Annotated in this window: 10 protein-coding genes and 1 pseudogene; 1 reads left to right on the top strand and 10 read right to left on the bottom strand. The window is 64.8% G+C overall.

Annotated features, from left to right (window positions below; genetic code table 11):
* Positions 1 to 507: 507 nt before the first annotated feature.
* The 3 genes from A9762_RS28580 to A9762_RS17105 form a co-directional block, all read right to left on the bottom strand.
* The gene (locus A9762_RS28580; protein ID WP_139133268.1) at positions 508 to 693 is read right to left on the bottom strand and encodes a hypothetical protein; all 186 of its coding nucleotides are present in this window, start codon (positions 691 to 693) and stop codon (positions 508 to 510) included.
* Positions 694 to 991: 298 nt separating this feature from the next.
* Positions 992 to 2,206, bottom strand: coding sequence for a porin (locus A9762_RS17110; RefSeq protein ID WP_069343251.1), 1,215 nt, complete (start codon positions 2,204 to 2,206; stop codon positions 992 to 994).
* A 227-nt stretch (positions 2,207 to 2,433) separates the two neighbouring features.
* Complete coding sequence (locus tag A9762_RS17105) at positions 2,434 to 3,324, bottom strand: NAD(P)-dependent oxidoreductase (protein WP_069343216.1); 891 nt, start codon at positions 3,322 to 3,324, stop codon at positions 2,434 to 2,436.
* A gap of 365 nt (positions 3,325 to 3,689) precedes the next feature.
* Here A9762_RS17105 and A9762_RS17100 point away from each other — a divergent pair, with 365 nt between their 5' ends.
* The gene (locus A9762_RS17100) at positions 3,690 to 4,493 is read left to right on the top strand and encodes a helix-turn-helix domain-containing protein (protein WP_069343215.1); all 804 of its coding nucleotides are present in this window, start codon (positions 3,690 to 3,692) and stop codon (positions 4,491 to 4,493) included.
* Between the two features lie 30 nt (positions 4,494 to 4,523).
* On the opposite strand, the gene A9762_RS17095 is transcribed toward A9762_RS17100, so the two are convergent.
* The 7 genes and pseudogenes from A9762_RS17095 to A9762_RS17065 form a co-directional block, all read right to left on the bottom strand.
* Positions 4,524 to 6,545 carry an acetyl/propionyl/methylcrotonyl-CoA carboxylase subunit alpha gene (locus tag A9762_RS17095; protein WP_069343214.1) on the bottom strand — a complete coding sequence of 674 codons (2,022 nt, stop codon included), beginning with the start codon at positions 6,543 to 6,545 and terminating at the stop codon, positions 4,524 to 4,526.
* A 223-nt stretch (positions 6,546 to 6,768) separates the two neighbouring features.
* Positions 6,769 to 7,767, bottom strand: a pseudogene (gene bioB, locus A9762_RS17090) (biotin synthase BioB); the annotation flags it as partial.
* 137 nt (positions 7,768 to 7,904) lie between these two features.
* A complete protein-coding gene (bioD, locus tag A9762_RS17085) occupies positions 7,905 to 8,714 on the bottom strand; it encodes a dethiobiotin synthase (protein ID WP_083254018.1) in 810 nt (269 codons plus the stop codon).
* Complete coding sequence (gene bioF / locus A9762_RS17080; protein WP_069343213.1) at positions 8,707 to 9,915, bottom strand: 8-amino-7-oxononanoate synthase; 1,209 nt, start codon at positions 9,913 to 9,915, stop codon at positions 8,707 to 8,709. The genes bioD and bioF overlap by 8 nt, the downstream gene beginning before the upstream one ends.
* Positions 9,912 to 11,333, bottom strand: coding sequence for an adenosylmethionine--8-amino-7-oxononanoate transaminase (gene bioA / locus A9762_RS17075; protein ID WP_240493598.1), 1,422 nt, complete (start codon positions 11,331 to 11,333; stop codon positions 9,912 to 9,914). Before bioA ends, bioF begins: the two co-directional genes overlap by 4 nt.
* 341 nt (positions 11,334 to 11,674) lie before the next feature.
* Complete coding sequence (locus tag A9762_RS17070; protein WP_069343212.1) at positions 11,675 to 12,466, bottom strand: enoyl-CoA hydratase/isomerase family protein; 792 nt, start codon at positions 12,464 to 12,466, stop codon at positions 11,675 to 11,677.
* 47 nt (positions 12,467 to 12,513) lie between these two features.
* Entirely contained in the window at positions 12,514 to 14,121 is a 1,608-nt protein-coding gene (locus tag A9762_RS17065) for a carboxyl transferase domain-containing protein (RefSeq protein ID WP_069343211.1), read from the bottom strand.
* Positions 14,122 to 14,193: the final 72 nt, after the last annotated feature.

The following is a 14,193-nucleotide window of genomic DNA, read 5'->3' as shown; positions in this document are numbered from 1 at the left end:
ACTGACGCGTGAGAGCGATGCCTCGTAACTACGGGGAGGGATGACTCTCCATCCGGCCATGAGACTTGCGCCGGAATACAGCATGAGTACTGCGAACTGCAACTACGGATACAGCGATAAAGCGATCAATCGATAAATCGCGGCAACGATCGTCACCAGACGTCGGCGACAGGGACTGCGCAGCGTTGCCTGTTGCTGCTACTGCGGGTACTGCCAATATTGCGATGACTGCGAAGTGTTACAGAGACTGCTGGGTATGACGGGATACTGCGTTGATGCGAGACCTTCCAACTACAGGACTGCGGGTGATGCGTGTACAGCGATGCAGACTTCGAACTTGCGATACTGCGACTTGCTGAACTGCTACTGCGGATTGAACTGCAACTTCGGATAACGCCGATAAAGCGGAACTACGAGAAACACAAACTTCCGAACTGCTACTGCTACTGCTACTGCTACTGCTACTGCTACTGCTACATCCACTACCAACTACCGGATGTCGCTGGCTTACGCGGCATCCTTGAACTGAATGCGAGGGCATGCCGTCACGCGATGACTGCGGCGGTAGCGCAGCACGCGCTCCACATGCGTCGATGCTGCATTGCGCATCGCCCGACGATGCAGTTGCTTCACACGCGCTGCCGAAATCGAAATGGCGAATGCCGCGATGAACAACCAACTTACGAAAGCCACAACACTTCTCCCGGAAACAATGGCAGCGCCAGATAAACCGGTGCGCATCGAATTCGTGGGGAAATCAAAAAGCGTGAGTGCTGCCGGCTGCAACTGCATGTAACTTCAATGGAGTGAATTCTAATGAGATTCCCGAATAGGGTAAACCCTTAAAATCGTAAATAGTGTATTTTTTTAGACGAATGGCATTGATATTCCAAACATTCGTTTGAATTTAAAGCGCGTTGAATTCATGGCGAAATCGGCCCGAACCCGCGTGCTCACTTGCGTTCGGGCCGATAACGGTGTGAGGCGACGATCAGAAGCTATGCTTCAGGCCCATACCGAGTAACAGCTGCGTGCGCGCACCGGCGTCGAGACCGTACGACCCGACCGATGCGGTGGCTTCCACGGCACGCCCCTGATTCAGCGTCTTGCCCACGGCTTGCTGATAGCCGCCGATGACGTAAGTGGACGTGCGCTTGGACAGCGCATAAGTGACCCCCGCATTGAACTGGTTGTAATGCGCGCCGATCGTGCCGTCGGACCGCATGCGTGTGTAGCTGTAGCCAATGCCGGTGTTGATGGCGGGTGTAAGCGCATAGGTGGCGAACGCATTGACGGTGTCGAATTTCGCCGTGCCGGTGAACAGCGACAGGCTATCGCTTGCGTACTGCGCGTTCGAGAGCGACACACCGAGAATTGCAGGCCCCACGGCGTATTTCGCGCCGACGCGTGCAATGCGCACTTTGCTCGCCGTCCGAAAACCGGCATTGATCGGCGAATTGAACAGCGAACCGGCGCTGCTGGTCCATTCGCGATACGGCCAGTCGGGATTCCCGGTGAAGACGCCGCGATTGCTGCCGCCATCGGCGAAGAAGTAGCCCGCCGCCAGTGCGATCGGGCCATTGCTGTAGGCGCCCGCCAGACCGTAAGACCGGCCTGCGCCTTCCTTGCCCGCGACGTTGCCGGTCGCGTACATCCCTTCGAATTGCAGGCCGCCGAAGTTCGGCGTGGCGTAGCGGATCGAGTTGTTGATGCGCGCGCCGTTGTCGTAGTTGTCGACGTCGCCCGGTGTGGCGAAGAAGCCGCCGAAGACGCCGTCGGCGGTCAGGCCCTGCACGAGATTGACGACCGGGTCGTACTGACGACCGATCGTGACTTCACCCCATTCGGCGCCCTTCAGGCCGACGATGGCTTTACGACCGAAGGCCAGGCCGCCATTGCCCATGCTGCCGTTCACGGCGTTGAAGCCGCTCTCGATCTGGAACAGCGCGGAGAGGCCGTTGCCGAGCGATTCCGTGCCGCGCAGGCCCCAGCGGCTACCACCGATGATGTTGCTCGTGATGCCGGAGAACGACTCAGGGCCGCTGGCGCCCGCCGTGTGGTTGGCGTGTACGAAGCCGGAATCGATCGTGCCGTAAAGCGTGACGTTGCTCTGCGCGCCAACGCTCGCCGGCAAGGCGAGCAACGTGAGCGATGCGGCGAGCGCGAGGGCGCGCAGGCCGGTTTTCGAGTGTGGACGTTGGTTCATGGTGTCGGGCGCTTTTGCGCGCTTGGTTGAAATCGACACCGAGAATATTTCTGAACCCCTATTCGGATTCCTTATGAAAATTCCGAAACAACGTAAGTCCGCATGGCAGCGACCGCCACTCCCGGTCGCCAACGGATTTTCTAGGAACCCTCCTTAGGAAACACGCCCAAACCCCGCGAAAAGCGGTCACGCGAAGCGACCCGCTTCGCGCGTATCTCTCGATTCCGTCAGTTGTCGTCCCTGCGCAGACCCGCGCGGCGCAAGGCCACGCGCGACAATGCTGCCCAATCCAGTTGGCCCTCATCGTGCGCAAGGCTGTCGAGATGGTTGTCACGCAACACGCTCGCAAACGGCATCGGCACGTTCGCCGCTTCCCCGGCAAGCAATGCGAGGCGCACGTCCTTGGCTCCGAGTGCCAGTTTGAATCCCGCCGGTTCGAAGACTTGTTTCGAAATGGCCGCACCGTATCCGGTGTAAGCGGGCGTGTTGAACATCGTTGCCGTGATCATCTCGAGAAAATCGCTGCCTGCCACGCCGTGCCCTTCGGCGAGCGCGGCGGCTTCGCTCATCGCCTCGATGGCGCTCGCGATCATGAAGTTGCCGGCGAGCTTCACGACGTTCGCCTGTTCGGGCGCGTCACCGAAGCGCCAGGTGCGCTGACCCAGCGCGTCGAACAACGGCTGAACCGTGTCGATGACGTCGGCGGCGCCAGCGGCCAGAATGTTGAGCTTGCCGGCTTCGGCGACGTTCACGCGTCCGAGCACCGGTGCCGCGACATACCGCAGGCCGAGGCCTTCGCATTGCGTGCGCATTTCGCGGGCGAACGCGAGCGACACAGTCGCCATGTTCACGACGATGGCACCAGGCGTAAGCGCGCTCAGGGCGCCGCCGTCGACCAGCACGGTGCGCGAGGTGTCGTCGTCCGCGAGCATGGCGATGAGCACGTCGCTGCCGAGCGCGGCGTGTGCGGGGCTGGACGTCGGCACGGCGCCCTCGGCCGCGAGCGCATCGACGGGGCCGGGCGAGCGGTTCCACACGCGCAGCGGGAAGCCCGCCTTGAGAAGATTGCGCGCCATGGGGGCACCCATCGTGCCGAGTCCGAGAAATCCGATGTTCATACGTTCTCCTGAGGCAAAGGAAGGTAGTGCTGCGCGGGGGATGACCGCCGGCGTCGGAGGCCGACGCAAATCGCGCTAGCCCGAAGCATGACACCAGGCGGCAGATTCCGCAGTCGAGCCTTGTTATCGGATGCACGGGCATTGCGCGACGCAAACGAGGCTCGCCTTCTTCGGTATAGGCAACGCTGCTTGCAGGACTAACCTGCTGCGACTCTGCGGACTATCGACTCGCAAGCGCAGCGCACGGCCGGCGCGAAATTCGCCGTGGCGGCGGGTGCAAAGGTAAGATGCCCGCATATCGGTTGTCCTGGAGATGTACGCCTGCGCGTATGCATTGCCGATAGTCTCTGACTTTTCCATTCGCCATGACCGTCCGCTACAACTGGCCGAGTTTCAAGACCCTGCCGTATCCGGTCTACTTCCGCTACGACGAGTTCGATGCGCAGACCGCGTGGGTGCCGCATCGCCATGACTGGGGCACGTTCAGCTACGTAGCCAATGGCGTGATGCAGATCGAGATCGAGGGCGCGCGGTTTCTCTCCCCGCCGCAGTACGCCGTGTGGGTGCCGCCAAAGGCTACGCATGCGAGCTTCAACGCGGAAGCCGTGATCTACCGGTCGGTGTACATCGACGCCTCGCTGGCGAGCGCGCTCCCTGCCCATGCCGCGACGTTGCGTATCAGCGGCCTGCTGCGCGCGATTCTCTGCGACTTCGCCGAGCGCGGCGTGGCCTGCCCGGCGACCGAAGCCGACAAGCGTCTCGCGCATGTGCTCGTTGACCAGATCGCACTGGCCCCGGCCGAGCCGCGTTTTCTGCCACAGGCGAGATCGCCGTCGCTGGTGCGTGTGCTGGAAGCGTTACAAAGCGAGCCCGGCGATAACCGCACGGTCGAGGCATGGGCGACGACGGTCTCCATGACGGAGCGAACGTTCGCGCGTCACTGTCTGACGGAATTGGGAATGACGTTGGGGCAATGGCGTCAGCGCATGCGCTTCTTCCGCGCCATCGATGCCCTGGAGGCGGGACGCACCGTGAAGTCCATCGCGTTCGATCTGGGCTACGCGACGCCCTCGGCCTTCATCGAGATGTTCACGCGCCAGTCGGGACTGACGCCGGAGCAATTCCGGCGTCAGGTGATTTTCAGCGCACAGGCGCACGACTCGGTGTGAGTCGGACGGCGCCGTGCGCTGCAATGCAATTTACCGCTTGAACGCCAGCAACTGCGCGCCTTCCGGCACCTGATCGCCCACGGCGTACAGCACTTCTTCGATCTCGCCATCGGCCGGTGCGCTGATGGTGTGTTCCATTTTCATCGCTTCCATCACCAGCAGCGGCGTGCCTTTCTCGACCTTCGTCCCGGCGGGCGCGAGCACGGCGATGACCTTGCCCGGCATCGGCGCGGTCAGACGGCCTTCACCGCCTTCCTGCGCACCGGCCTGTGCGAGCGGATCGTGCCAGCGCAGCGTCCACGACTGACCGTCGGCGAAGACGTGAGCCGTCTCATGCTCGAAGTCCACATGGCCCTGCACGCGACGCTCACCGAGCGTCACGCGATACACGCTGGCGTCGTGCGTGTAGCGATACGGATACGTCTGTCCGTCCACCGTGAGCGTGCTGGCTTGCGCATTGCTCGTGAGGATGACGTCGAGACGCGTCTCGCCATGATCGAACGACAGCGTGCGGCGGTAGTCGCCGTTCAGCCGCCAGCCGGTCGCCGACTGCCACGGCGAATGACGGTCGACGCTATCCTGATACTTGCGCAGGCCGACGACGGTCTCGCGACCGAGCTGTGCGGCCACCGCCAGCGCGAGCGTCGTGGCGGGCACCGGGGCGGCGGCCGGGAACAGCGTGTCGCGATGGCGCTCGATGAGGCCCGTGTCGAGATCGGCACCGGCGAACGGTTCGCTGGCGACGAGGCGTCCGAGGAATGCGATGTTCGTCTGCACGCCGACCACGCGGTACTGGCCCAGTGCGCGACGCATGCGGGCGAGCGCTTCGTCGCGGTCTTGCCCCCACACGATCAGCTTCGCGATCATCGGGTCGTAGAACGGCGAGATGGTGTCGCCCTCGCGTACACCCGAATCGATACGCACGGATGCCGGAGAGGCTGCGGCACCGATCTCGAACTGCACCGCAGCGGGCGGGCGCAGCGTCGACAGCGTTCCGGTGGACGGCAAGAAGTTGTTGTCCGGATTCTCCGCGTAGATACGCGCTTCGAGCGCGTGTCCGTGGATGCGCAGTTCCTCCTGCTTGCGCGGCAGCACTTCACCGGCGGCCACGCGCAACTGCCACTCGACCAGATCGAGGCCGGTGATCATTTCGGTGACGGGGTGCTCCACCTGAAGACGCGTGTTCATCTCCATGAAGTAGAACGAGCCGTCCTGATTGGCGATGAACTCGACCGTCCCCGCGCCCACGTAGCCGACGGCACGTGCGGCATTGCAGGCCGCCTCGCCCATTGCGCGGCGACGCGCTTCGGTCATGCCCGGCGCCGGCGCTTCTTCCAGCACCTTCTGGTGACGACGCTGCACCGAGCAGTCGCGCTCGAACAGATAGACGCAATTGCCGTGCGTGTCGGCGAACACCTGAATCTCGATGTGACGCGGACGCGTCAGATACTTCTCCACCAGCACGCGCTCGTCGCCGAAGCTGCTGGCGGCTTCGCGCTGGCACGAGGCGAGCGCGGCGCGGAATTCCTCGCTGCGTTCCACCACGCGCATGCCCTTGCCGCCACCGCCTGCGCTGGCCTTGAGCAGCACGGGGTAGCCGATGTCGTCGGCGCGTGCGTGGAGGAATTCAGGGTCCTGATTGTCGCCGTGGTAGCCGGGCACCAGCGGCACGGCTGCGCCTTCCATGAGTGTCTTGGCGGCGCTTTTGCTGCCCATCGCGTGAATGGCGCCGACCGGCGGGCCGATGAAGACGATGCCTGCCTCGTGGCACGCGGCGGCAAACGCCTCGTTCTCGGACAGGAAGCCGTAGCCCGGGTGGATGGCCTGAGCGCCGGTCGCGCGGGCGGCGTCGATGATGGCGTCGATGCGCAGATAGCTGTCGCGTGCGGCGGCACCGCCGACGTGTACGGCCTCGTCGCACACGGCAACGTGCTTGGCGTGCGCGTCGGCGTCGGAATAGACGGCCACCGTGCGAATGCCCAGCCGTGCGGCCGTAGCCGCCACACGGCAGGCGATTTCGCCACGGTTGGCGATGAGGATCTTGTCGAACATGTTGCCTCCGGAAAATGATCGATTTGGGCGGCGCTTGCCCCCGACGATGCCGCTTGTGACGGCAGGCCGGGGCACTTGCACCATTCTCTTTGCTAATCAGCTCGACCGCCACAGCGAATCGTCTTGCGCGATGTCGTCGCTGTGGCGGTCTTTCGTCCGTCAATCCTTCTACGCGTCAATCCGTCTACACCAACCCGTCAGCGTCGGTCGTCCGACGTCCCGTTCAGTGGGTGGCGCAGGGCTTGAGCGGGTCGCAGGCGTCGGCGCTCTCGGCGCTCCCGACGCTTTCCGTGCCGAGCTTGTCTTCCGTCGACGTGCGCATGCCCAGGCGTGCGAGCAGCGCGCGGTCGTGTTCGGCCTGCGGGTTCTGCGTCACGAGCAGCTTCTCGCCGTAGAACATCGAGTTCGCGCCGGCGAGGAAGCACAGCGATTGCAGCGCGTCGTCCATCATCTCGCGACCGGCCGACAGACGCACCATGGCGCGCGGCATCGTGATACGTGCGACTGCGATCATGCGCACGAAATCGAACGGGTCCACGCTCTCGTTGTCTTCGAGCGGCGTGCCCTCGACCTTCATCAGGTTGTTGATGGGCACCGACTCCGGGTACGGGGACATGTTCGCCAGTTGCGCGATCAGACCGGCGCGCTCGCGACGGGTCTCACCGAGACCCACGATGCCGCCGCAGCAGACCTTGAGCCCGGCGTCGCGCACACGGGCGAGGGTGTCCAGACGATCCTGATACGTGCGCGTGGTGATGATCTGGCCGTAGAACTCGGGCGACGTATCGAGGTTGTGGTTGTAGTAGTCCAGACCGGCGTCGCGCAGTTGCTGGGCCTGACCATCGCGCAGCATGCCGAGCGTCACGCACGTCTCAAGGCCAAGCGCCTTGACGCTGCGCACCATCTCGCCCACGGCATCGACCTGATGCGGCTTCGGGCTGCGCCATGCAGCGCCCATGCAGAAGCGGGTCGCACCGGCGTCCTTGGCGCGCTGGGCGGCGGCCACGACTTCCTCGACGGGCATGAGCTTCTCGGCTTCCACGCCGGTGTCGTAGCGAGCGGACTGCGGGCAGTAGGCGCAGTCTTCCGGGCAGCCGCCGGTCTTGATCGAGAGCAGCGTCGAGAGTTGCACGGCGTTGGCGTCGAAATGCTCGCGATGCACTTGCTGCGCGCGGAAGATCAGATCGTTGAACGGCAGGGCGAACAGCGCTTCGATGTCGGTAACGGTCCAGGGCGTGTCGTTGCGGCGCAGGGCTTCGTCGTGTCCGTGAGCGGCGGTGTGGGCGTGAACTTGCATGGTGGGATTCCTTGAATTCTGTGGATTCGATATGTTCGATGAAGGGCTCGAGCGAGGTTCGCTCAGGGCGCCGTGTGTGGCCGTGTCGTGAGCGACTGCGCTGCGCGAGGCAGCGCCGCGTCGACGAGCGGCGCAATGTCGAGATAGCCGGAGGCGGTGGCCGCGTCGGGGTGCGGCAGATGCGGCACACGCCCGAGCAGCGGCGCGCCGAGTCGTGCGGCAATCGCGTCGACGTTCGCGTCGACATGACGCATGTCCGGATCGACGTGATTCGCCACCCAGCCTGCGAGCGTCAGACCGCGCGAGGTGATCGCCTCGGCGGTGAGCAACGCATGGCTGATACACCCCAGACGCAGGCCGACGACGAGGATCACCGGCAAGCCGAGCTGACGTGCGAGATCGGCAGTATCCGGCGCGCTCGCGTCGGGGCCGAGCGGCACGCGAAAGCCGCCGACGCCTTCGACGATCACCAGATCGGCGCGCGCGGCAATGCGTGCATAACCGGCGCGAATCACGCTGCAATCGAGCGCAATGCCCTCGGCAGCGGCAGCGATGTGCGGCGCGGTGGCGTCCTTGAGCACATACGGGCAATACCAGTCGTCGGGCAGCTTCAGATTGCTCGCCTGATGCAACTGCTCGACGTCTTCATTGACGAAGCGCCCGTTGTGCTCCGATGCGCCGGCCGCCACCGACTTCAGCCCGGCGCACACCAGCCCGCGACGGGCCGCGGCGTGCAACAGTGCGGACGAAACGAGCGTCTTGCCGATCTCGGTATCGGTGCCGGTGACGAAGAACGCGTGACGCGCGGGTGTCGCGCGCTCAGCGGGCATGCCGACATCGGTGACGTCGAGTGAGAGGTTCCGGTCAGTCATGGGCATGTGCCTCCCAGTCGCGATCGAGCTGGTTGATGGCGCGGGTCAGGCGCTCGACGTCTTCGGCCGTATGCGCGGCGCTCAGGGTGACGCGCAGACGCGACGTCCCCGGCGCTACCGTCGGCGGTCGAATCGCCGGCACCCACAGCCCGGCTTCGGCCAGCCCCGCTTGCGCATGCAGCGCCGCGGCGTTCTCGCCGAGGATGATGGGTTGCACGCCCGTGGGCGAGACCATGTGACGCCAGTGTGTGAGCGTGAGCGAGTCGCGCAGTTGTGCGATACGCGCCTGCAACGTCGCGCGACGCTGTCGGCCTTCGTCGCCCGCAATGATCTTCAGGCTCGCAAGCAACGCGTGCGCTTGCGACGGCGCCGCCGCGGTCGTGAAGATGTACGGACGCGCCCGGTTGATGAGCCACTCGACGACACGTCGGTTCGCCGCCACGAATGCACCACCCACTCCGGCCGCCTTGCCGAGCGTGCCGATGATGACGAGGTTCGGCGAGCGCATGTCGAAGTGTTCGAACACGCCGCGCCCGTTCTCACCGACGACGCCGAAGCCGTGCGCATCGTCCACGATCAGCCAGGCGTCATGACGTTCCGCGAGCGCCAGCAATTGCGGCAGCGGTGCGATGTCGCCGTCCATCGAGAACACGCCGTCGGTGACGATCAGTTTCGTCTCGGCGGTGCTCGCTTCGAGCAGTGCCGCGAGCGCGTCGACGTCGCCGTGCGGATAGACGTGGGTCCGCGCGCGCGACAGACGTGCACCGTCGATCAGCGACGCGTGATTGAGCGCTTCGGAGAAGATCTCGGCGTCTTTGGTCGCGAGCGCCGAGATCGTCGCCAGATTGGCCATGTAGCCGGTGCAGAAGTACAGCGCGCGAGCGTCCACCAGATGCGGCGACATGAATTCGGCGAGCGCGTCTTCGAGTTCTGCGTGGGCCTGCGAATGGCCGCTGATGAGGTGCGATGCACCGCTGCCCGCGCCGTAGCGCTGCGCGCCTTCGACCAGCGCGTCGACAACCTTCGGATGGGCAGCAAGGCCGAGATAGTCGTTGCTGGCGAAAGCGAGGACCGGGCGGCCGTCGGCTTCCACGTGCGGACGGCACGGGGTGGACACCACGCGATGGCGACGACGCAAATGCTGGCGGTCGATTTCCGCGAGGCCGGCGTCGAGACGATCGAGCAAGGGATGCTGCGTCATGCCGTCACCTCCGCACCGGAACCGATGTGTTGCATGGTGACGTCGAACGCCGCGAGCGTTTGCGTGGCGAGCCAGTCGACGGTGCCGTCGTCGAGCACGTAGGGCGGCATCAGATACACCGTCGAGCCGATGGGACGCAGCAGCACGCCGCGCGCGCGGGCTTCGGTATAGAAGCGCTTCGCGAAGGCACCAGCGGCGCCCTGTGCCTCCGGCAGCACCGCGTCGAACGCCCAGATCATGCCGCGATGACGGAAGTGCTTCGCGCGTGGATCGTCGGCTAGCGGCGCGAGGGCTTGCGTGAGACGCGCAGCGCGCACGGCGTTGGCGGCGAGCACGTCGTCGTCGGCAAAGATGTCGAGCGTGGCGAGTGCCGCACGGCACGCGAGCGGATTGCCCGTGTACGAGTGCGAGTGCAGGAAGCCGCGTGCGGTGTCGTCGTCGTAGAAGGCGTCGTAGATCGCGTCGCGCGAGAGCACCAGCGAGAGCGGCAGATAGCCGCCGCTGATGCCCTTGGACAGCGTGAGCAGATCGGGCCAGATGCCGGCCTGCTCGCTCGCGAAGAACGTGCCTGTGCGGCCGCAACCGACGGCGATCTCGTCGGCGATCATGTGCGCGTCGTGCTTGTCGCACAGCGCGCGCACGAGGCGCAGATATTCGGGGTCGTGCATCGCCATGCCCGCCGCACATTGCACGAGTGGCTCGACGATGACGGCGGCGATGCGTCCCTCGCGCTCGGTGAGCAGCGTGTCGAGTTCGGCGGCGGCGCGTCGGGCCACGTCGATGGCATTTTCGCCATCGCGTGCGAGACGCGCGTCCGGTGACGCCACGACATGCGCGTGACGCAGCAGCGGGTCGTAGGCATCGCGGAACAGCGCGACGTCAGTCACTGCGAGCGCGCCGAGCGTCTCACCGTGATAGCCGTTGCGCACGCACACGAACTCGCGCTTGTTCTCGTGGCCGCGATTGCGCCACGCATGAAAACTCATCTTGAGCGCGATCTCGACGGCGGACGCGCCATCGGACGCGAAGAACGCATGGCCGAGCACACCGCCGGTCAATGCCGACAGCCGTTCAGCCAACGACACCACGGGCTCGTGCGTGAAGCCCGCGAGCATGGCGTGTTCGAGGCGGCCGAGCTGATCGACGAGCGCCGCGTTGATGCGCGGGTTCGCATGGCCGAACAGGTTGACCCACCACGAGCTGATCGCATCGAGGTAGCGCTCGCCGTCGGTGTCGACGAGCCAGGGACCTTCGCCGTGAGACAGCGCGACGAGGGGGAGCTTTGCCTGTTGCTTCATCTGCGTACAGGGGTGCCAGACCTGCCGCAGACTGCGCGCGGCCAGGTCGCCGGGGTTGCCACGAATGCCTGCCTGGGTATCGGCGGCATTCGCGACAGGAGGGCGCAGGGAGGCGTCCATCTTTGACTCCTTGGAGGGCCGGAACTCACGACGTGCTTCATCACGTACGTCGTAACGTGCACTAGGCACGTCGTTCGTCCGGCTGGCCTGTGCAGTGCAGGGGACTGCGGATTGCTGCACGTGGCCGGAGGTGGGGGATGGGCGCATGGTAGGCAAAGCGATTTGGCAGGGCAATAGGCGGAATTAATGCGAGAACTAGCTATTTTGTGAGCCGTAAAAAGATGTTATCGACAAGTTCGTAAATCTCGCCGGTAACGTTGCGGCATCTCCGCTGTCACCCCTCCCAAAAAAATTTTGTAACCGATGAAGCGTGCCGATATCGGCGGGTGCGGCCTCTAAACTCAGGAGGCGTCGCGCCACGACGGCGAACGCTTCTCGAGGAACGAGCGCACGCCTTCGCGGCCCTCGTCGGACGCACGGATCTTCGCGATGCGATCCGCCGTGTCGGCGATGGCGGCTTCGTCGATGGGGCGTCCGGCGAAGTCCTGCACGAGGCGTTTGCATTCCTTCACGGCGTTCGGGCTGTTGTCGACGAGCGCCTTGGCCAGCGCGCTGACCGTGCTGTCGAGCGCATCGGCGGCGACGACCTCGTGCACCAGGCCGAGACGTTGCGCCGTGGCCGCCGGGAAGCGCTCTGCCGTCACGAAGTAGCGGCGCGACGCCTGCTCGCCCAGCGCACGAATCACGTACGGGCCGATGGTCGCGGGAATCAGGCCGAGCTTGGCTTCCGACAGGCAGAAATGCGCCGTGTCGACAGCGACGACGATATCGGCCACCGCGGCGAGTCCCACTCCGCCGGCGTAGGTGTCGCCCTGCACGCGCGCGATCACCGGCTTCGGGCAGCGGTAGATCGTGTTGAGCATGACGGCGAGCGTCATGGCGTCGGCTCGGTTCTCGGTGTCCGAGTACCCGGCCATCTTCTTCATCCAGTTCAGGTCGGCGCCGGCGCAGAACGCCACGCCCTCGGCGGCGAGCACGATGGCGCGCACGTCGTCGTTCGAGGCCAGCGCGCGGAACGTGCCCGTCAGTTCTTCAATGACGGTTTCGTTGAACGCGTTGCGCACGTCCGGGCGGTTGAGCGTGACGGTGGCGACGTGAGCGTCGACACTGAACTTGAGCGTTGCGAGATTCATGATGAATTCCTTGATGGACCGGGACCGAGGCAGCGGATGGCATCCGCTTACATGCGGAACAGGCCGAAGCGCGTTTCCGGAATCGGGGCGTTGAGCGCGGCGGACAGCCCGAGGCCGAGCACGGTACGGGTGTCGGCGGGATCGATCACGCCGTCGTCCCAGAGGCGCGCGCTCGCGTAGAACGGATGGCCCTGACGCTCGTACTGATCGCGGATCGGTTGCTTGAAGGCGTCTTCTTCCTCGGCGCTCCACTGGCCGCCCTTGCCTTCGATGCCGTCGCGTTTGACGGTCGCGAGCACCGACGCCGCCTGTTCGCCGCCCATCACCGAGATGCGTGCGTTCGGCCACATCCACAGGAAGCGCGGCGAGTAGGCGCGACCGCACATGCCGTAGTTACCCGCGCCGAACGAGCCGCCGATGATGACGGTGAACTTCGGCACGTTCGCGGTGGCGACTGCCGTCACCATCTTCGCGCCGTGCTTGGCGATGCCTTCGTTCTCGTACTTGCGTCCGACCATGAAGCCCGTGATGTTCTGCAAGAAGATCAACGGGATCTTGCGCTGGCAGCACAACTCGATGAAGTGCGCGCCCTTCTGGGCAGACTCGGAGAACAGAATGCCGTTGTTCGCGACGATGCCGACCGGATAGCCCCACAGGTGCGCAAAGCCGCACACGAGCGTGGTGCCGTAGCGTGCCTTGAATTCGTCGAACTCGGAGCCGTCGACCAGACGCGCGATCACCTCGCGCACATCGAACGGCTTCTTCGTGTCGGCCGGGATCACGCCGTACAGTTCGCGGGCGTCGTACTTCGGCTCGACCGGTGCTTTCACCGCCACGCTCGCCGGTTTGCGACGGTTCAGGTTTGCCGCGATGCTGCGTGCGATGGACAGCGCGTGGGCGTCGTTCTGTGCGAAGTGATCGGCCACGCCCGACAGACGCGTGTGGACATCGGCGCCGCCGAGGTCTTCGGCGCTCACTTCTTCGCCGGTCGCGGCCTTCACCAGCGGCGGGCCGCCGAGGAAAATCGTGCCTTGCTCCTTAACGATGATCGACTCGTCGCTCATCGCGGGCACATACGCGCCACCGGCCGTGCACGATCCCATCACCACGGCGATCTGCGGAATGCCTTGCGCGGACATCTGCGCCTGGTTGTAGAAGATGCGGCCGAAGTGATCGCGATCGGGGAAGACGTCGTCCTGATTGGGCAGGTTCGCACCGCCCGAATCCACCAGATAGATACACGGCAGATGGTTCTGCTCGGCGATCTCCTGCGCGCGCAGGTGCTTCTTGACCGTCATCGGGTAGTACGTGCCGCCCTTGACCGTGGCGTCGTTGCACACGATCACGCATTCCTGACCGGACACGCGCCCGATGCCCGTGATGATGCCTGCACCCGGTGCGTCGTCGTGATACATGCCGGTCGCGGCGAGTTGCGAGAGTTCGAGGAACGGCGAGCCCGGATCGAGCAGTTGCTGCACGCGATCGCGCGGCAGCAGTTTGCCCCGGCCCGTGTGTTTCTTGCGCGCGGCTTCTCCACCGCCACCGGCCAGTTGCGCGATGCGTGCGCGAAGTTCGTCGACCACGGTCTGCATCGCGGACGCGTTGCGTGCAAAGTCTTCGCCGCGCGGGTTGAGTTTGCTTTCGAGAATCGGCATGTGACGAAATCCGGTGGAGTTGTGAGTTGTTGTTGAGTGTTTTGGCCGGTGGGTGCGCCGGGTTCGTGCGAT

This window comes from Pandoraea sp. ISTKB (assembly GCF_001721285.1).
Taxonomy (GTDB): domain Bacteria; phylum Pseudomonadota; class Gammaproteobacteria; order Burkholderiales; family Burkholderiaceae; genus Pandoraea; species Pandoraea capi.
The sequence above is the reverse complement of the archived record's forward strand: the minus strand, read 5'-3'. Positions and strand labels throughout refer to the sequence as shown.